This is a genomic window from Herbiconiux sp. J20-20, assembly GCF_057365085.1.
The window spans coordinates 1,869,002-1,886,098 of record NZ_CP195122.1 but is presented as its reverse complement, the minus strand read 5'-3'; the positions used below and the strand labels follow the sequence as shown (position 1 = coordinate 1,886,098).

Genomic DNA, 17,097 nt, shown 5'->3' with positions numbered 1-17,097 from the left:
GGGTTGATAGTCATACTGTCGATAGTTAGGCTATCGACATGCGGATCTCCGAGCTCAGTCAGCGCAGCGGCGTCTCCACGGCGTCGATCAAGTACTACACGCGCGAAGGACTGCTGCCCGCGGGCGAGCGCACCGGCTACAACCAGACCGACTACAGCGAACAGCACCTCGCGCGCCTCCGTCTGCTGCGTGCCCTGATCGAAGCCGGCGGGCTCACGATCGCGCACGCCCGCACCGTGCTCGCCGCGATCGACGACGACAGCCTGCCGGTCTACGACACTCTCGGCATCGCGCAGGGCGCCATTGCCGGCGCCGACAGCCCCGCCTCCCCCGAATCCCGCGCCCGGCTGCTCGAGCTCGCGGCGGCGCGCGGCTGGCGCGTTCACCCGGACAACCCCGGAGTCGACCTTGCTGCGGGCATCCTCGATCGCTACGCCGAACTCGGGCGCGACGACCTCGCGGCGGCACTGCCGGGCTACCTCGACGCGGCCGAGTCCATCGCCGCGGCCGACCTCAGCGTGACGCCGATGTCGGGCGACCGGGCCAAGACCGCCGAGACCGTCGTCGTCGGCACCGTGCTCGGCGACACGCTCGTGGCCGGGCTTCGCCGCATGGCCCAGCAGCACCTCTCCTCCACCGCGCTCGATTCGAACGGAGACACCCACGCATGAACACCGACACCGCGTCGCGGATCACCCGACTGGAACTCCCGCGCCCCGTGCGCTGGCATCGCCCGCTGCTCGCCCTCGCCGCCCTCATGGCGGCGCTCGCGGTCGCATCCGGGGTGCTGGCGATCGTCGACCCGCGCGAGATCCTCGGGCAGAACGCCTGGTTCAAGCCGCTCAAGTTCGCGATCTCGATCGCGGTCTTCTCGCTCACGCTCGCCTGGCTCATCGGTCTCGTGCAGCGTCGGCGCCGCCTGGCGGGGGCCGCGGGCACGATCGCGGTCGTCGGACTGCTCGCCGAGATCGTGATCATCGTGGGCGCCGCCGCCCTCGGCTCGACGAGCCATTTCAACGTCTCGACCCCGCTCACCGCGGCGCTGTGGTCGGTGATGGCCGTGTCGATCGTCGTGGTCTGGGTCATGACCCTGCTCGTCGGTCTCGGCATCATCGCGAGCCCGGGGCCGGACCGCGCGCGCAACCTCGCGGTGCGCGCGGGCGTCGCGCTCGGCATCGTCGGGATGGGTCTCGCGTTCTTCATGACGAGCCCCAACGCCGAGCAGCTCAGCGACTTCCAGGGAGTCGCCGGGGCGCACGCGGTCGGCGTCGCCGACGGCGGCCCCGGGCTGCCCTTCCTCGGCTGGAGCACCGAGGGCGGCGACCTGCGCGTTCCGCACTTCATCGGAATGCACGCGATGCAGGCGATCCCGCTCGTCCTGCTCGGGCTCGAACTTCTCTCCGCTCGGGTCCGCGTGCTGCGCGACGAGCGAATCCGCTTCCGGCTCATCGCCGTCTCCGCCGCGACCTACGCCGCGACGACGGTCCTGCTGACCTGGCAGGCGCTCGCCGGGCAGTCGGTCATCGCCCCGTCCGGGCCGGTGCTCGTCGCCGGCATCGCGGTCGCGATCGGCGCGGTCGTCGCGGCGGCGGCCATCCTGGCGCGAGGAGCCCGCGCTCAGGGTCGATCGAGCTCCAGCTGAAGCCACGCGGCGAGGTCCTCAAGCTCGGCGACGACCGCGTCACGCGCGTCGGTATCGAACGGCGCGTCCTCATGGATCGCGTGGACTCGCAGCACGCCCGCCGTGCGATCGGCCGTCGCGTCGACCTTGCCGATCAGGCGATCGCCGTGCAGGATCGGCAGCGCGAAGTAGCCCCAGCGCCGGGCGCGTGCCGGCTTGTACATCTCCAAGGCGTACTCGAACTCGAAGAGCTGCTCCATCCGTGAGCGGTCACTGATCAGCCCGTCGAAGGGGGAGAGCAGCGCGGTGCGGCCGTGGAAGTCGCGGCCCAGGTGCGCGGGATCGACGCGCCACTCCCCCGCGAGCCCGACGATCTCGGCCGGTTCACCGGCGGTTGCCAGCTCGATCCGACCGACCGGCGAGTCGCGCACGCTGGCCCGCGTGATGCCCTGCGCGCGCAGCCGACGCGCGTCGCGCAGGCGCTGCGCGTCGTCGGCACTGAGGTCCTGTTCGAGGGGCGGGTGGATGCGAGCCGCGAGATCCCAGAGCCTCGCCCGCTTGCGGGTGCCCGCCACCGCGACCTCGCCTGTTGCTTCGAGGATCTCGAGCATCTTCGTGACGTTCTTCGCGTTGCTCCAGCCGGTGGAGGCCCAGTCGACGGCACTCGTGTCGTCGATCTCGGCCGCGACCAGCGGGCCCTCCTCGGCGAGACGCTTCAGCACGTCGTGGCGGAAGCGCGCGTTCGCTCGCAGCCACTCGCGCGCGCTGTCTGACCGTGGCGCCTCGGACATCACGGGACGGAAGTGATCGAGGTCGGCCGCGGGCCGGAGCATCCCCTGCAGCTCCAGCACCGAGCGCTCCTCTTCCAGCGCGATGCGAAGCTCGAGGGGGTCGTAGCGTCGGCCGAGCCGCGTCCACAGGACCAGGTCGGCACTCGGTGCGATCCGGTCGGTTCGGTCGACCGGGAGCACGCCGAGGGAGTCGAGGGCCTCGTGCAGGCCGCCGGGCCTCGGCAGCGCCAGGCGCTGAGCACGAACCGCGATTCGACGCGCCTCGGAGCGACTCAGGCGATGCATGAGCCGAGCCTATGCGGGGCCGAGGGTCCGCCGTTGTTAAACAAGGAATCCTCTGATAGCGGCAGACACGGGGCGCGGCAGTGTGTACATTTCCTCTGCGGTCATCGAGATCGCCTCGATGCACGAAGGATGGCCATGGCGTCACCCGATCTTCACGTCTCCACCCCCGCAACCCGGCCGTGGAAGCGCAATGTCGCCCTGTTCCTCACGGGACAGACGATCTCTCTGTTCGGCTCTCTCGTCGTGCAGTTCGCGGTCATGTGGTACGTCACGTTCGAGACCCGCTCGGGTCTGGCCGTGGCTCTCTACGCCATCGCCGCCTTCGCTCCGCAGGGCGTGATCGCCATCTTCGGCGGTGTGCTCGCCGACCGGATCAACCGCCGAGTTCTCGTCATGGTCTCCGACGCGACGATCGCTCTGACCACGCTCGCCCTCGCCCTGCTGATGCTGAGCGGCGTCACCGAGCTCTGGATCATCCTGCTCGCCGTCGCGGTGCGCTCGGTCGGGGCCGGGGTGCAGACACCGGCCGTCTCGGCGATGATCCCGCAGGTGACGCCCGCCGAGCACCTCATGCGCGTCAACGGGATCTTCCACACCATGCAGTCCTCGATGACGCTGTTGGCGCCCGTCGCCGCGGGCGTCGTGTTCGGGGTCTTCGGGATCGTGCCGGTCTTCTTCATCGACGTCGTCTCGGCGGCGATCGGGATCCTCCTGCTCTCCTTCGTCGCCGTTCCGACTCTCCAGGCGATCGCGGAGAAGACCACGACCTACCGCGCCGACCTCATCGAAGGCGCGCTGTACGTCGCCACGCACCGCGTCGTGCGCTGGCTGCTGACCGTGTTCGCCATCATCTTCCTGCTCACCATCGCCCCGTCGTACGTGACGCCGCTGATGGTCGCCCGGAGCTTCGGCTCCGAAGTCTGGATGGTCACCGTGCTCGAGGCCGCCTTCAGCGTGGGCATGATGCTCGGCGGGGTCGTGGTGTCGACGCTGCTGGCCAGGTCGAGTCGCATCGCCCTGATCCTGTTCTCGACCTTCGGCTTCGGCCTGACGACGATCGCGCTCGGCTTCAGCACCGACCTGATCGGGTTCTACGCCCTGATCTTCCTGTTCGGCCTGCTGGTGCCGCCGCTCACGGCGCCCTTCATGACCCTGATGCAGGAGAGCGTGCGGCCGGAGATGCACGGGCGCGTCTTCAGCTACGTCAGCATCGTGATGGCGCTCGCGACCCCGATCGGCATGGCTGTGTTCGGCCCGCTCGCCGATGTCTGGCGCGTGGAGACCTTGCTCGTGGTCGCCGGGATCGCCTGCATCGTCGTCATGCTGATCGCGATCTCGGTGCCCTCGGGGCGGGCCGCCATCGCGGCGGCGCGCGCTGCGGATGCGGAGCGCGCCGCCGCACGACGCGCCGCCGCCGCACTCACAGAAAACCCGAAGCAAAAATAACGAACAGGTAACTAGACAGCGTTATCTTTCCGTTATATCTTTCAAGAGCGTTAGTTGTTTGCTGTGGCAGCTACCGCGGAATGTGATTGCAGGACACTCTTGGTGCAAGGGAGAGGGTCGGTCGCGTGCCTCTGCGACCGACCCTCAATCTGTTAACACGGCGCCCGCCATCGAGGGCCGCAGCGGATGCCTAGAGTAGGTCCATGACCGACCGCACACGGGCCGTGGATGCCTGGGAGTCGCTCTACCGCGCGCAGGTCTCGCTCCTGCGCCGGCTGCTCTCGGTCTTCCCCGACGACCTGTCGTTCAACGAGTACGACGTGCTCTTCAACCTCTACCGGCAGCCCGAACACGCCGCCCGAATCCGCGATCTCACGAAGCACCTGCTGCTCACCCAGCCGAGCGTGAGCCGCCTGATCGACCGCATCGAGGCCCGAGGACTGGTGACCCGCTCTCGCGACCCGCGCGACGCCCGCGGCACCGTGATCACTCTGAGCGAGCTCGGCCTCGAGCTGTTCCGGCGCGTCGGAGCCCAGCACAGCACCGCGATCGCCCGCGAGATGTCGGTGCTCAGTGCGGAGGAGATCGAGGAGCTGCTGCGCTTGACGCGCAAGCTTCGCGGGGCCGACCCGACGGCGCGCATCGAATGACCGCCCCCGTTCTGGTCTGGCTTCGCGACGACCTGCGCGTGGCCGACAACCCCGCCCTGACCGCGGCGGTCGACCGGGGCGGTCCCGTTGTCGTCGTCGTGGTCCACGACGACGTCAGCCCCGAGCTCCGGCCGCTCGGCGGTGCCGCGCGCTGGTGGTGGCACGGCAGCCTGACCGCGCTCGGCGAGCGACTGGACGAGCTCGGCGCGACGCTCGTCCTCCGGCGCGGCGCCGCCGAGACGGTGATCCCCGACCTGGTCGCCGAGCTCGGCGCCACCGCCGTCGTGTGGAACCGTCGCTACACGCCCGCGCGGGCGATCGACGCACGGCTGCGCACTCGACTCACCGCCGACGGCATCGAGGTGCACAGCTTCGCCGCCGCCCTGCTGGTCGAACCCGGCCAGGTGCTGACCGGGGCCGGCCAGCCGTATCGCGTCTTCACCCCGTTCTGGCGCGCCGCCAGCTCACTCGACTTCCGCGCGCCGCTTCCGGCGCCCGCACGCATCCGCGGCCTCGCCGTCGACGGGGACCGGCTGGAGGACTGGGACCTGCTGCCCACCAGACCCGACTGGGCGGCGGGGCTCCGCGCGACCTGGACCCCCGGCGAGGCCGCCGCGCTCGACCGGCTCGACGAGTTCGCCACCGGCGCCCTCGCCGACTACCACCGGCGCGACGAGCCCGCCGTCGACGCGACCTCACGGCTGAGCCCCCGCCTCCGCTTCGGCGAGCTCAGCCCCGCCCAGGTCTGGGCGCGCGTGCACGCCCCCGACCTCAGCCCGGCCGCACGGCGCAACGTGGCGAAGTTCGGCAGCGAGCTCGGCTGGCGAGAGTTCAACGCTCAGCTGCTGTTCCACGACCCCGAGCTCGGCACCGAGAACCACAAGCCCGAGTTCGACGCGTTCCCGTGGAGCGCCGCCGACCCGGCCGAGCTCGCCGCCTGGCAGCAGGGCCGCACCGGCATCCCGATCGTCGACGCGGGGATGCGCGAGCTCTGGCACACCGGCGTCATGCACAATCGCGTCCGCATGATCGTCGCGAGCTTTCTCATCAAGAACCTGCTCATCGACTGGCGCGTCGGCGAGGCGTGGTTCTGGGACACGCTCGTCGACGCCGACGAGGCGAGCAACCCCGGCAACTGGCAGTGGGTGGCCGGCAGCGGCTCGGATGCCGCCCCCTACTTCCGCGTCTTCAACCCCGTCACGCAGGCGAAGCGCTTCGACCCCGACGAGAGCTACCTGCGGCGCTGGGTTCCCGAACTGGGCACGCCCGACTACCCCGAGCCGATCGTCGACCTCGCCGAGTCGCGAGTGCGCGCGCTCGACGCCTACCAGCACATGCGCGCCAGCGCGACGCGCGGCGCCGCCGATTAGATCGCGGGGCGCCCGCCGACGACCATGATCGCGCGCGCGGCCGCCTGCGCCCCCGCCTGCCCCGCGAGGTCGAGCGACCCCGTCGCGACCCAGGTCTCCAGGAAGCCCGCCGCGTAGGCGTCTCCCGCCCCGGTCGGGTCGATCAGCCGCACCGTCGGCGCGGGAACCAGGATCGGCTTCTCGCCGCGCGTGGCGATGAGCGCCCCCTGCGAGCCTAGCGTCACCACGACGACCGGGAAGTGCGTCAGGAGCTTCTTCGCGATCCCCTCCGCGTCGTCGCGTCCGGTGAGCAGCTTGCCCTCGGCGAGGTTGGGGAAGAACACGGTCGCGCCGTCGATCGCCGCGAGGAACCGCTCGACGCCGAATTCGAGAATGTAGCCGGCCGCGCCCGGGTTGACCGAGACGGGCACGCCGAGCGCGGTCGCCCGGTCGATCAGGTCGCGCGCACCCGCGTCGCCGTAGCCGTCGACGATGCTGTAGCCGCTGAGGTGCAGCATGGCCGCCCCGTCGAGGATCTCGTCGGTCACGAGGCTGGAGCTGATGGCCGAGTTCGCGCCGCGCTCGGTGAGCATCGTGCGGTGCTCGCCCTCGACGACGATCACGATCGTGCCGGTCGCGAATCCGGGTTCGACCTTCAGGTGCGGAGTCACACCCTGATCGCGGAGCGCGTTCAGGTGCCACTCGAGCGATTCACCCCCGACGCAGCCGACGAAGTCGACGTCAGCGCCGAGCGCGCCGAGCCAGGCCGCCGTGTTCGCCGCCGAGCCGCCGGGCCGCGTGCGCACCGAGGCCGTGGTGTCGGCATCCACCTGAATGGTGCCGCGCGGCACCACGACGATGTCGTTGATGACGTCGCCGATGACGACGAAGCGCGGGCCGCTCACGCCGTGCCGCCGAGCGCACTCCAGGCTCGCGCGATGTCGGCGGCGACGCGCACGTTGTTGCGCGCCAGATCGAGGTTCACCTCGAGGCTGCGACCCTGGGAGGCGTCGACGATGAAGCCGAGCAGGAACGGCGTGACCGCCTTGCCGCGCACCCCCGCCAGCTCGGCGGCGGCGAACGCCTCGGCGAGCACGCGATCGTGCTCGGCCGGATCCCACTGCTGCTCGGCGGGAATGGGGTTCGCCACGACGATGCCCTGGCGCTGCCCGAGCTCGTCGCGAGCGCGCATGACGCGCGCGACCTCCTCCGCGCTGTCGACGCTCCAGTCCAGATCGATGCCGGATTCGCGCAGCCAGAAGGCCGGGAACGCGCGCGTCCCGAATCCGATCACCGGCACGCTCAGGGTCTCGAGACGCTCCAGCGTCGCCGCGATGTCCAGCACGCTCTTGACCCCCGCGCTCACCACGGAGATCGGCACCTCGCCGAGAGTGGCGAGGTCGGCCGACTCGTCGAACGTCTCGGCAGCGCCGCGGTGCACACCGCCGAGCCCGCCGGTCGCGAACACCCGGATGCCGGCCTGCGCCGCGAGCCGCGCCGTCGCCGCGACCGTGGTCGCACCGGATGCCCCGCGCGCCGCCAGGATCGGAAGGTCGCGCACGCTGGCCTTCGCGAGGTCGTCTTCGGCGATCCGACGCACCCCGTCGGCGTCGAGGCCGACGCGGGGGACGCCGTCGATCACCGCGATCGTGGCCGGAGTCACCCCGCGGTCGCGGAGCATCTCCTCAAACTCGACCGCCGCCGCGTGGTTGCGCGGGCGCGGCAGACCGTGAGAGATGATCGTCGACTCGAGCGCGACGACCGGCTGACCATCGGCGAGCGCCGACGCCACTTCAGGGGAGAGTTCGTAGGAAGCCATTCGTTCTACCGTATCCCGGGCTCTGGACGCGCCCGTCGAGCAATGATCAGCTCCCCGTGACGACCTTGCGCGGGTTGAAGTTCGACCCCGGGTCGGTGGCGGCGAACAGCCCGCTCATCACCTTGACGCCCTCGGTCGAAATGTCCTGCTCCAGCCACGGAGCGTGCTCGACGCCGACGCCGTGGTGGTGCGAGATCGTCGCCCCGTGATCGACGAACGACTGCTGGATCGCGTTCTTGACGACGTTGTACTCGGCGATCGGGTCGTCCTGGAAGACGAACGCGAACGTGAAGTACAGGCAGGCCCCCGAGTGATACGAGTGCGACAGGTGCGACATGATCCAGCCCTTGACGCCGATCTCGGCGTAGGCCGCGTTCGCCGCGGCGTAGGCCGCGTCGTGCACCTCGTTCAGGCGCGACCACGGCGCCGCTGTCTCCGAGACATCGCCCGCCGCGCCCCGATCGAGCAAGAAATCGCGCAGGTACGGAGTGTCGAACTTCTTCTGGTCGTAGAGCACACCCGGGCCCGAGCCGACGCCCATGCCGCCGTGCTTCTTGACGATCGCGTCGACGATCTTCTTCTGGCGCTTGGCGTGCGCGGTGCCGCCCTCGTAGCCGATGAAGCTCAGGCAGATGTCGTCGAGGTTCCAGCCCTTGCTCTTCATCAGCGTGGGCAGCACCGTGCCGGAGAGGAACTTGCTGACGCCCGTGCTCTTCTTGCTCGTCGCGAGCGAGAAGCCGGTCTCGTTGGAGTCGGAGACGCGGGTGATCGACGGGGTCGCATCCGACTCGCTGATCTCCTGCATCGCGGCGATGCCGGCGTTCCAGTTCGGGAAGAAGTAGGCGAACACGTCGCGCTTCTCGGGGATGCGGTGCACCTGCACCGTGACCTCCGTGATGACGCCGAGGCGCCCCTCGGAGCCGAGGATCATCTCGCGCACGCTGGGCCCGCTCGAGGTCGAGGGCAGCGGGCGCAGCACGAGCACGCCGCCGGGTCGCACGACGCGCATGCCGCGCGCGATGTCGGCGATGTCGCCGTACTTGTCCGACTGCATTCCGCTGGAGCGGGTGGCCACCCAGCCGCCGAGCGTGGAGTGGGTGAACGAGTCGGGGAAGTGCCCGATCGTCCAGCCGCGCTCGGCGAGCTGCGCCTCCAGGTCCGGGCCCTGCGCCCCCGCCTGAATGCGCGCGAGCCCCGAATCGGCGTCGACGTCGAGCACCTGGTTCAGTCGCCCGAGGTCGAGCGAGATGATGACGCGCTTCTCCTTCGGGTAGGGCTCCAGGCTGCCGGCGATATTGCTGCCGCCGCCGAACGGGATGATGACGGCGTCGGCCGCCACCGCCGCATCCACGATGCGCTGAACCTCGGACTCGTCGGCCGGGTAGACCACGACATCGGGAGCGCGCAGGATCATGTTGCCGCGGATGCGCACCAGGTCGCGCAGGCTCTTGCCGTAGGTGTGCACGACGCGCACCATGTCGTCCTTCGTGGCGTGGTCGGCACCGACGATCGCGGCAAGCTCTTTCACGAAGGCCGCGGTCGCCTTCGAGCGCGGCACCTTCAGCTCGCTGAAGTCCGGCTCCACGGCGGGAGTGGCGGCGTGAAGATCGAGACCGACCGCGTTCAGCACGAAGGGAGCGAAGTTGGGCTTGTCCTCGTGGTGGAATCCGACGCCCTCGCGCCCCCAGCCCCACCACTTCATGTGCTTGACGACGTCGGTCACTCGGTTTCTCCTTCAGGGCGGGACGGGGCGGGGAGGATGCGGGGGGCGTGCTCGTCGTGCAGGCGCACGATCTCGTCGCGCACCCGGGTCATGAACTCGGCGGGGGTCTCGTCATCGCCGACCGTCATCGGCGCCCCGAAGGCGACGACGACCGGCAGTCGGCCGGGCTTGGGCCAGCTGGAGCCGCGCGGATGCGCGACGCTCGCCCCGACGATCGCCACCGGAACGCACGGCGAGCGGGTGGCGGAGGCCAGCGAGGCGGCGCCGGGCTTGAAGCTGCCGATGCGGCCGTCGCGCGAGCGCGTGCCTTCGGGGAACACGAGCAGCGGCACCCCGCGCTCGAGCAGGGTTCGCGCGCTCACGCTGCGCGAGTTCGTGCCGGTGCGGTCGACGGGGAAGGCGTTGAAGAACAGCGCCGTGAGCCCGCGGCGCCACCACACATCGAAGAAGTAGTCGGCCGCCGCCCCCGCGGCGAGGTAGCGCGCCAGCTTCCGCGGAAGGGCGCCCATGATGAGCGGCGCATCCAGATGGCTGGAGTGGTTCGCGACGACGACGAAGGACTTCTGGAGCCCCTTCAGCTTCTCCGTGCCGACGACGGTCACCGAGACCACCGACCAGGCGACGGGCTTCAGAATGCCGCGCTGGGCGACGAAACGGGCGGCGGCCTGGAAGCGCGAGGTGAAACGGTCGCGCGTGGCGATCATCGTCGAACCTCCCTCACGAGCGGGCGTCTCGCTCGGAATCACACGCTCACAGTATCGCGACGGCTGGACGAAATTCGGCGCGAAATCGCGCGAACGGCCGACTTGGGAAGGTGCCGGGCAAACCAGATGAGCGCCTTGTAGCGAACACTCGGTATGGAGATCACGCGCCCGCGCGCCACGTCACGCAGCGCCGCCCGGACCAGAGGCCCGGCATCGAGCCAGAGCGCATCCGGGATGCTCGACTTGTTGATGCCTCCGCGGTCATGGAACTCGGTGTGCACCCAGCCCGGGCACAGCGCCGTGACCGTGACGCCGCTGCCGTGAAGCTCGTTGGCCAGGCCTTCGGTGTAGCTCGTCACCCACGCCTTGATCGCCGAGTAGCTGCCCATCGTGACGAAGCCTGCGGTGCTCGACACGTTCACGATCGCCCCGCGTCCGCGCGCTCGCATGCCGCGCGCGGCCGCTGCCGAGAGCACCAGCACGGCGCGCCCCATCACCTCGAAAGCGAGATCGTGCCGGGCAGGGTCTCCGTCGACCAGGCTCGCGTGCACGCTGAATCCGGCGTTGTTGACGAGCGTGTCGATCGGTCGCGACATGTCCTCGAGCCGGGCGACCACCTTCGCGAGGTCGGCGCGATCGCCCAGGTCGGCGGGGAGCACCTCGACCTCACGGCCGAGCCCGCGCAGCTCGGTCGCCATCTCCTCGAGACGCTCGACGTCGCGCGCGACGAGCACAAGGTCGTCGCCCCGCCGGGCGAGCTGGCGCGCGAACTCCGCTCCGATGCCCGAGGTTCCGCCGGTGACCAACGCAATCGTCATGCCCCTTACGATACGGTGCTAGTGAGCGCCGTACCCTGCACGGGCAGCTCCGCCCCCGCCAGGAAGGGTTCCTCACGATGACTCCGCCTCCCGCCCGGCCCGAGGGCTCTGCCCTCTCGTCCGACGTCGACGGAACGGGGTCGTTCGACGTCCGCGAGTTCGCGCGCACCGCCCAGGGCGGCCACCGCGGGGACCCCGCGCTCACCGCTCTCCAGGGCACGACGATTCCCTCCGACGCGATCCGGCTGATGCGTGTGCTCCGTGATCTCGAGCGCACCACGCTGGACCGGATGCGCAACCTGCTGGTCACCGCGACGCACAAGGACGCGCGGGTCACCGCCTTTCTCACCACCTGGGCCTTCGAGAAGTTCTGGGTCGCCGACGCGCTCGATGCGGCGCTCGAGGCCGCAGGCGCTGAGCCCGAGATCGCAGCCTCCGCACGGCCCCGCCGCCGCTTCGCCGAGCGGGCCGAGCGCCGAGGACCGGTCGCGCGCGCCATCATCGCCAACTTCCACGGCCCGCTGATCGTGGCCGCCCACGTCACGACCGGGCTCGTCGACGAGTGGATCGCCCAGGCCGCCTACCGGCGCCTCGCCGCCCTCGCCGACCCGCTCGCGCCGTTCTCCCGTCGCATCCTCGAGATCAAGGACCGTCACATCCGCTTCCTCGCCGAAGAGGCCCACCGCCGCCTCACCGCCTCCGACCGAGCCCGCCGCCTGACCCAGAAGGTCATCCGCCAATCGGCCTGGCCGATCGGCTCCGTGACACGGCCCGCCCGCGACCGCACGTTCTTCGAGCGCACCGTGTTCGGCGACGACCTCGGCCGCCGCGAGGCCGCCACCATCTCCGCCGCCCTCGGCGACCTGCCGGGCCTCGCCACCGTCGCCTCGACCGTCGCGGCAAGGCTCGTCCCGTGAGCCCCGCGCGCGCCAAGACCGACCTCGGGTCGGCTCACGTCTTCGTCACCGGGGCGACCGGCTTCGTCGGCCAGGCGGTCGTGGAGCGGCTGCTCTCCAGCCACCCCGAGACGACGATCTCGATCCTGGTGCGCACCAAGGGCTCGGCCACCGGAGCCGACCGGCTGCGCACCCTCATGCGGAAGCCCGTGTTCGCCGCCTGGCGGAAGAAGGTGGGTGCTGAGGAGGCCGACCGGATCGTCGCCGAGCGGGTGCGGGTCATCGAGGGCGGGCTCGGCTCCGTGCCGGAGCTTCCCGCGGACCTGGATGTCGTCATCCATTCGGCGTCGACGGTCAGCTTCGATCCGCCGATCGATCAGGCCTTCGCCACCAACGTCGGAGGGGCGATCAACCTCTACCAGGCGCTGCTCGACAGCGGCTCGAACCCGCACGTCGTGCACGTCTCCACCTGCTACGTCGGCGGGATCCGCAAGGGCATCGTGCCGGAGGCCCGGCTCGAGCACGAGGTCGACTGGCGAGCCGAGTTCGATGCCGCCCGCAGCGCGCGTGAGCGCGTCGAACTACTGTCGCGCCAGCCCGAGGCCCTCCGCGAATTCATGGCGACCGCACGCGCCGAGCACGGCAAGGAGGGGCCGCAGGCCGTCGCCGCGGCGAGCGAAGAGGCCCGCATCGCGTGGGTGACCGAGCATCTCGTCGACGCCGGTCGCACCCGTGCCGAGAGCCTCGGCTGGACGGACGTCTACACGTTCACCAAGGCCTTCGCCGAACGCGCCGCGGAAGAGATGTGGGCCGGCGCCGGCCACCGGCTGTCGGTCGTGCGCCCGGCGATCATCGAGAGCGCCGCGCAGCACCCGTTCCCCGGCTGGATCGACGGCTTCAAGGTGGCCGACCCGCTGATCATGGCCTACGGCCGCGGCATGCTCCCCGAGTTCCCCGGCCTGCCCGACACGGTGCTCGACCTGATCCCCGTCGACCACGTCGTCAACGCGATCCTCGCCGTCGCCGCCAACCCGCCGAAGGCCGAGCCCGAGTACTACCAGGTGGCCTCCGGCAACAGCAATCCGCTGCCGTTCCACCGCATGTTCGAGAACGTGCGCGAGTACTTCACGGCCAACCCGATGCCGGCCCCCGGCGGCGGCAAGATCGAGGTGCCCAACTGGGGCTTCCCCGGCAGCCGCGCCGTCGAGCGCGCCCTGCACGCGAAGGAGCGCCAGGCGGCGCGCGCCGAGCGCTGGCTGAAGCGCCGTCGGCCAAGCCCGCGCACCCGCGAGCAGTTCGCCGAGCTGCAGTCGCGCAAAAGCGAACTCGAGACCCTGCGCTACTTCTCGCAGCTCTACCGCGCCTATGTGCAGTCGGAGATCATCTTCGACGACGCCAACACGCGCGCCCTGCACGCGGCGCTGCCGGCGAAGGCGAAGAAGAGCGCCGGCTTCGACATCACGGCGATCAACTGGGAGGACTACCTCCAGACGGTCCACATCCCCGCGATCACGACCCTGACCCGCGCGTTCGCCGCGCGGCCCGAGGGTCGCGCGCCGTCGACGAAGAAGAAGGCGCTGCCCGAGCGCAGCGACGTCGTCGCCGTGTTCGACCTTGAGGGCACCATCGTCGACAGCAACATCGTGCAGCAGTACCTCTGGGTGCGCAGCGCCGGAATGCGCAAGGCGGCCTGGCCGGGCGAGGTGGCCAACATCCTCGCGAACCTGCCGCGCTACCTGCGTGCCGAGCGCCGCGACCGGGGCGAGTTCATCCGCACCTTCCTGCGCCGCTACGAAGGCATGCCCGCCGCACGGCTGGAGAAGGTCGTCGCGGGCGGCTACAGCGACACCCTGCTGCGCCACACCAGCCCGGCCGCGATCGAGCGGATCAAGGAGCACCGCGAGGCGGGCCACCGCACCGTGCTCGTGACCGGCTCGATCGGCACCCTCGTCGCTCCGCTTTCGGCTCTGTTCGATGAGGTGATCGCCGGCACCATGCACGAGCGCGACGGTGTGCTCACCGGCTACCTCGCCGCCCCGCCGCTCGTCGATGAGGCGCGCGCCGCCTGGCTGAAGCAGTACGCGAAGCAGCATGGCCTCGACTTGGCGGGCTCGTACGGCTACGGCGACAGCCACGCCGACCTGGTCTGGCTCGACCTGCTCGGGCATCCGGTCGCCGTCAACCCCGACACCCCGCTCGCGCGCGAGGCGCAGCGTCGGCGCTGGGGCATCGAGCACTGGAAGCGCAGCGCGCGTTCACCCAAGCGTGCTGTGCTGGACTACCGACCCAGCGAGGAGAGCTGACATGGCCTTCGATATCGACCGCTACACCGCCAACTCGAAGCCGGTCGCCTGGGGCGACCTCGACCTGGATTCCTTCGACGACAACCCGCTGCCGCCGGAGAGCCTGCGCACGCTCCGCTACATGTGCGATGTGGAATATCACACGGTCTGCTACCTGCGCGATCTGCTCACCACGCCCTCGCACAACGAGCCCGAGGTGGGCGCGTTCATGACGATGTGGAACCGCGAGGAGTTCTGGCACGGCGAGGCGCTCGCCGCCGTGCTCGCCAAGCACGACATCGTCGTCGACTTCGACGAGCTGGCCGCCACCCGCATCAAGCTGGGCTGGAAGGACCGCCTCGACCCGATCAAGCAGTCGCTGCTCGGCGGACTCGTCGGCAACGACTTCGTCGCCGTGCACATGTCCTGGGGCGCCGCCAACGAGTGGAGCGCCAACTCCGCGTACCTGCGGATGGCGAAGCTGGAGAAGCATCCGGTGCTCGCCGAGCTGCTGAAGCGGATCGCGGCGCAGGAGACCAAGCACGTCGCCTTCTACGCCTCGCAGGCCCGTGAGCGTCTGGCGAAGAGCAAGAAGGCGCAGATCATCACGCGCTTCGCGCTCAGCCGGTTCTGGGCCCCGGTCGGCTCGGGCATCTCGACCGATGAGGAGGTCACCCACGTGATGGGGCACCTCTTCCGCGGCACCGAGGGCCGCAAGCTGGTGCGCGACGTCGACTCGCACATCGCCAAGCTCCCCGGCATGGAGGGGCTGACGATCGTCGAGACGGCGCTGGATGCGCGCGGCATCGCCGCCGACGGGCCGTCGACGCCGGTCGCCGTCGCCGCCTAGTCCCCGCGCCGCACGCCCGCTACGGCAGGATGATGATCTTGCCGGCGGCGTGACGGGTCGCACTCAGCTCGAGCGCCTCGCGACCCTGGCCGAGGGGGAACGTGGCTCCCACGACGACCTCGAGCTTCCCCGCGCCCGCCAGCTCGACGAGTGGCAGCCGGGCGTCGTTGCGCAGCTGAGTTCCCGGGTCGGCGCCCGGCCCGCCGCCGAGCATCAGGATGCCCGTCTCGGCACCCTTCGCCCAGCCGTTGATGGTGGCGATGCGCTGCCGGTCGGCGACGAGTTCCACCGAGACATCGATCGCCTCATCGGTGCCGACCGTGTCGAGCGCGACGGTGGGACCCTCCGGCCAGATCGCGCGCACCCGATCGGCCAGCCCCTCGCCGTAGGCGACCGGCGTCGCGCCGAAGCGCTCGAGCAGGGCGTGGTTGCGCGGGCTCGCCGTGCCGACGACCTCGGCGCCGCGCTCACGGGCCAGCTGGAGGACGGCGACGCCGACGGCGCCGGAGGCGCCGTGCACCAGCACGCGATCCCCCGCGGTCACCCCGGTGGCCTCCAGCAGATGCCAGGCGGTCGTTCCGGTGAGAAGCAGCCCGGCCGCCTGCTCCCAGTCGAGCGAGGCGGGCTTGGGCACCAGCTTGGAGGCGGGAACGACGAGGTCGCTCGCGAAGGCGCCGTTCACGCCGGTGGCGAGCACCTCATCCCCGACTTCGATCGGACCCGCCGGACCAGCGGCGCCCGGGGTGGCGGCGGTGACGACCCCCGACATCTCGAAGCCCAGCCGGATCGGACGCGCGTCGCTGCGACCGAACTCCCCCGCCAGCTTCTTCAGGTCGGCGGGGTTGACGCCGGCCGCCCGCACCGAGACGAGCACGTCGCCCGGGCCGGGACCTTCCAGGTCGGCATCGATGACATCAAGCTGGTCCAGGTCGCCGTAGTCACGGCCGATGAGCATGTGGGGCATGCCCCATTGTCTCGCGTCGCGGACCTCCGCGCCGAACAGACCTTTCTGCCCGGTCTGAGCGTTCGGGCTCAGCGCCCGGTCTTCTCGGCGAGCCAGGGCAGCGGGTTGATCGCCACCCCGTCGATGCGGATCTCCAGATGCAGGTGGGGAGCGGTGACGGCTCCCGTCGCGCCGACCAGTCCGATGAAGTCGCCGACGGCGACCGTGTCACCGGGCGAGAGCGGCGAGGAGCCGGTCTGCATGTGCGCGTAGAGGCTCGTCACCGACTGGCCATCAATCGTGTGGTCGATGAAGAGGTGGGTGCCGTAGCCCCAGCCCTCCTGATAGCTCGAGACGACGCCGTCAGCGATCGCGTAGATCGGCGTGCCGGCGCCCGGAAGCAGGTCGATGCCGCGGTGCATCGTCGAGCAGCCGCTGCACGGGGCCGCGCGCGGGCCGAAGCCGTCGGTCATTGGCACCGCGTAGGGGAACGGCCAGCGAACGGCTCCGGTGCCGGTGCCGCCGACCGAGCCGCCGTAGACGTTGCCGTAGCGGGCCTGCAGCAGTTCGGCGTAGGTGGTGACCTCGTAGTCGCTGCGCTCGATCGCGGCGACCTCGGCCGCCTCCGAGACCTCGAGCTTCTGCACCTCGGCGGTCTCCGCCACGGGGATCGCCTCGAACGACTGCGTCGCCGAGACGGGGGCGATTCCGGGGAGGGCGAAGGTCAGGGTGAAGAGACCGAGCACACCCAGAATTCCGGTCGACGACAGCACCCGGCGGACGCGGGCGCGCTGAGTCGGAACGGAACGAGTAGCCATAGTGAGTAGTAGACCTCGCCACGTGCGAGGTCCGTCGATGATTATCCACCCCGAACCTGCGAATCCTGGGGATTCGCCCAGTGGGCGGCTCGGGCGAGCACT

16 protein-coding genes are annotated in these 17,097 nt (G+C 70.5%); 8 read left to right on the top strand and 8 right to left on the bottom strand.

Features of this window, described 5'->3' with window-relative positions; all coding sequences use genetic code 11:
- Positions 1-38 precede the first annotated feature (38 nt).
- On the top strand, positions 39-671 hold the full coding sequence (locus ACR3ZA_RS09100; RefSeq protein ID WP_473661654.1) for a MerR family transcriptional regulator: 633 nt from the start codon (positions 39-41) through the stop codon (positions 669-671).
- The gene (locus ACR3ZA_RS09095) at positions 668-1,642 is read left to right on the top strand and encodes a hypothetical protein (RefSeq protein WP_473661653.1); all 975 of its coding nucleotides are present in this window, start codon (positions 668-670) and stop codon (positions 1,640-1,642) included. The genes ACR3ZA_RS09100 and ACR3ZA_RS09095 overlap by 4 nt, the downstream gene beginning before the upstream one ends.
- On the opposite strand, the gene ACR3ZA_RS09090 is transcribed toward ACR3ZA_RS09095, so the two are convergent.
- Complete coding sequence (locus ACR3ZA_RS09090) at positions 1,618-2,697, bottom strand: DNA glycosylase AlkZ-like family protein (protein WP_473661652.1); 1,080 nt, start codon at positions 2,695-2,697, stop codon at positions 1,618-1,620. The genes ACR3ZA_RS09095 and ACR3ZA_RS09090 overlap by 25 nt on opposite strands.
- 135 nt (positions 2,698-2,832) lie before the next feature.
- Between ACR3ZA_RS09090 and ACR3ZA_RS09085 the strand changes: the two genes are divergently transcribed.
- The 3 genes from ACR3ZA_RS09085 (at position 2,833) to ACR3ZA_RS09075 (ending at position 6,163) form a co-directional block, all read left to right on the top strand.
- Positions 2,833-4,143 carry an MFS transporter gene (locus ACR3ZA_RS09085; protein ID WP_473661651.1) on the top strand — a complete coding sequence of 437 codons (1,311 nt, stop codon included), beginning with the start codon at positions 2,833-2,835 and terminating at the stop codon, positions 4,141-4,143.
- A gap of 203 nt (positions 4,144-4,346) precedes the next feature.
- Positions 4,347-4,793: a MarR family transcriptional regulator gene (locus tag ACR3ZA_RS09080; protein ID WP_473661650.1), complete on the top strand. Its 447-nt coding sequence runs from the start codon at positions 4,347-4,349 to the stop codon at positions 4,791-4,793.
- The gene (locus ACR3ZA_RS09075) at positions 4,790-6,163 is read left to right on the top strand and encodes an FAD-binding domain-containing protein (RefSeq protein WP_473661649.1); all 1,374 of its coding nucleotides are present in this window, start codon (positions 4,790-4,792) and stop codon (positions 6,161-6,163) included. Before ACR3ZA_RS09080 ends, ACR3ZA_RS09075 begins: the two co-directional genes overlap by 4 nt.
- On the opposite strand, the gene ACR3ZA_RS09070 is transcribed toward ACR3ZA_RS09075, so the two are convergent.
- From ACR3ZA_RS09070 to ACR3ZA_RS09050, 5 genes are read right to left on the bottom strand one after another with little or no spacing between them, the layout of a single operon-like run.
- Positions 6,160-7,047, bottom strand: coding sequence for a PfkB family carbohydrate kinase (locus ACR3ZA_RS09070; protein ID WP_473661648.1), 888 nt, complete (start codon positions 7,045-7,047; stop codon positions 6,160-6,162). The genes ACR3ZA_RS09075 and ACR3ZA_RS09070 overlap by 4 nt on opposite strands.
- A complete protein-coding gene (locus ACR3ZA_RS09065) occupies positions 7,044-7,961 on the bottom strand; it encodes a pseudouridine-5'-phosphate glycosidase (RefSeq protein ID WP_473661647.1) in 918 nt (305 codons plus the stop codon). The genes ACR3ZA_RS09070 and ACR3ZA_RS09065 overlap by 4 nt, the downstream gene beginning before the upstream one ends.
- Before the next feature lie 46 nt (positions 7,962-8,007).
- Complete coding sequence (locus ACR3ZA_RS09060; protein ID WP_473661646.1) at positions 8,008-9,684, bottom strand: FAD-linked oxidase C-terminal domain-containing protein; 1,677 nt, start codon at positions 9,682-9,684, stop codon at positions 8,008-8,010.
- A complete protein-coding gene (locus ACR3ZA_RS09055; RefSeq protein WP_473661645.1) occupies positions 9,681-10,388 on the bottom strand; it encodes a 1-acyl-sn-glycerol-3-phosphate acyltransferase in 708 nt (235 codons plus the stop codon). Before ACR3ZA_RS09055 ends, ACR3ZA_RS09060 begins: the two co-directional genes overlap by 4 nt.
- 38 nt (positions 10,389-10,426) lie before the next feature.
- Positions 10,427-11,206: an SDR family NAD(P)-dependent oxidoreductase gene (locus ACR3ZA_RS09050; protein ID WP_473661644.1), complete on the bottom strand. Its 780-nt coding sequence runs from the start codon at positions 11,204-11,206 to the stop codon at positions 10,427-10,429.
- 77 nt (positions 11,207-11,283) lie between these two features.
- On the opposite strand from ACR3ZA_RS09050, the gene ACR3ZA_RS09045 reads away from it, so the two are divergent.
- Genes ACR3ZA_RS09045 through ACR3ZA_RS09035 form a run of 3 tightly spaced genes read left to right on the top strand, consistent with a single transcriptional unit; the run spans position 11,284 to position 15,234 of the window.
- A complete protein-coding gene (locus ACR3ZA_RS09045; protein ID WP_473661643.1) occupies positions 11,284-12,123 on the top strand; it encodes a hypothetical protein in 840 nt (279 codons plus the stop codon).
- Positions 12,120-14,405 (top strand): SDR family oxidoreductase, encoded by a 2,286-nt coding sequence (locus ACR3ZA_RS09040; RefSeq protein WP_473661642.1) that lies wholly within the window; start codon positions 12,120-12,122, stop codon positions 14,403-14,405. The genes ACR3ZA_RS09045 and ACR3ZA_RS09040 overlap by 4 nt, the downstream gene beginning before the upstream one ends.
- A gap of 1 nt (position 14,406) precedes the next feature.
- Positions 14,407-15,234 carry a ferritin-like domain-containing protein gene (locus ACR3ZA_RS09035; RefSeq protein WP_473661641.1) on the top strand — a complete coding sequence of 276 codons (828 nt, stop codon included), beginning with the start codon at positions 14,407-14,409 and terminating at the stop codon, positions 15,232-15,234.
- Between the two features lie 19 nt (positions 15,235-15,253).
- Here ACR3ZA_RS09035 and ACR3ZA_RS09030 read toward each other — a convergent pair whose 3' ends face one another.
- Both ACR3ZA_RS09030 and ACR3ZA_RS09025 read right to left on the bottom strand, forming a co-directional pair.
- Positions 15,254-16,198, bottom strand: coding sequence for an alcohol dehydrogenase catalytic domain-containing protein (locus ACR3ZA_RS09030; RefSeq protein WP_473661640.1), 945 nt, complete (start codon positions 16,196-16,198; stop codon positions 15,254-15,256).
- Positions 16,199-16,266: 68 nt separating this feature from the next.
- Positions 16,267-16,995, bottom strand: a complete 729-nt coding sequence (locus ACR3ZA_RS09025) for a peptidoglycan DD-metalloendopeptidase family protein (protein ID WP_473661639.1) — start codon at positions 16,993-16,995, stop codon at positions 16,267-16,269.
- Positions 16,996-17,097: the final 102 nt, after the last annotated feature.

What these genes read in the sequence shown, in the direction of transcription:
- ACR3ZA_RS09100 (WP_473661654.1), top strand. Translation starts at nt 39, where the DNA reads ATGCGGATCTCCGAGCTCAGTCAGCGCAGCGGCGTCTCCACGGCGTCG.
- ACR3ZA_RS09095 (WP_473661653.1), top strand. Translation starts at nt 668, where the DNA reads ATGAACACCGACACCGCGTCGCGGATCACCCGACTGGAACTCCCGCGC.
- ACR3ZA_RS09090 (WP_473661652.1), bottom strand. Translation starts at nt 2,697, where the DNA reads ATGCATCGCCTGAGTCGCTCCGAGGCGCGTCGAATCGCGGTTCGTGCT.
- ACR3ZA_RS09085 (WP_473661651.1), top strand. Translation starts at nt 2,833, where the DNA reads ATGGCGTCACCCGATCTTCACGTCTCCACCCCCGCAACCCGGCCGTGG.
- ACR3ZA_RS09080 (WP_473661650.1), top strand. Translation starts at nt 4,347, where the DNA reads ATGACCGACCGCACACGGGCCGTGGATGCCTGGGAGTCGCTCTACCGC.
- ACR3ZA_RS09075 (WP_473661649.1), top strand. Translation starts at nt 4,790, where the DNA reads ATGACCGCCCCCGTTCTGGTCTGGCTTCGCGACGACCTGCGCGTGGCC.
- ACR3ZA_RS09065 (WP_473661647.1), bottom strand. Translation starts at nt 7,961, where the DNA reads ATGGCTTCCTACGAACTCTCCCCTGAAGTGGCGTCGGCGCTCGCCGAT.
- ACR3ZA_RS09055 (WP_473661645.1), bottom strand. Translation starts at nt 10,388, where the DNA reads ATGATCGCCACGCGCGACCGTTTCACCTCGCGCTTCCAGGCCGCCGCC.
- ACR3ZA_RS09050 (WP_473661644.1), bottom strand. Translation starts at nt 11,206, where the DNA reads ATGACGATTGCGTTGGTCACCGGCGGAACCTCGGGCATCGGAGCGGAG.
- ACR3ZA_RS09045 (WP_473661643.1), top strand. Translation starts at nt 11,284, where the DNA reads ATGACTCCGCCTCCCGCCCGGCCCGAGGGCTCTGCCCTCTCGTCCGAC.
- ACR3ZA_RS09035 (WP_473661641.1), top strand. Translation starts at nt 14,407, where the DNA reads ATGGCCTTCGATATCGACCGCTACACCGCCAACTCGAAGCCGGTCGCC.
- ACR3ZA_RS09030 (WP_473661640.1), bottom strand. Translation starts at nt 16,198, where the DNA reads ATGCCCCACATGCTCATCGGCCGTGACTACGGCGACCTGGACCAGCTT.
- ACR3ZA_RS09025 (WP_473661639.1), bottom strand. Translation starts at nt 16,995, where the DNA reads ATGGCTACTCGTTCCGTTCCGACTCAGCGCGCCCGCGTCCGCCGGGTG.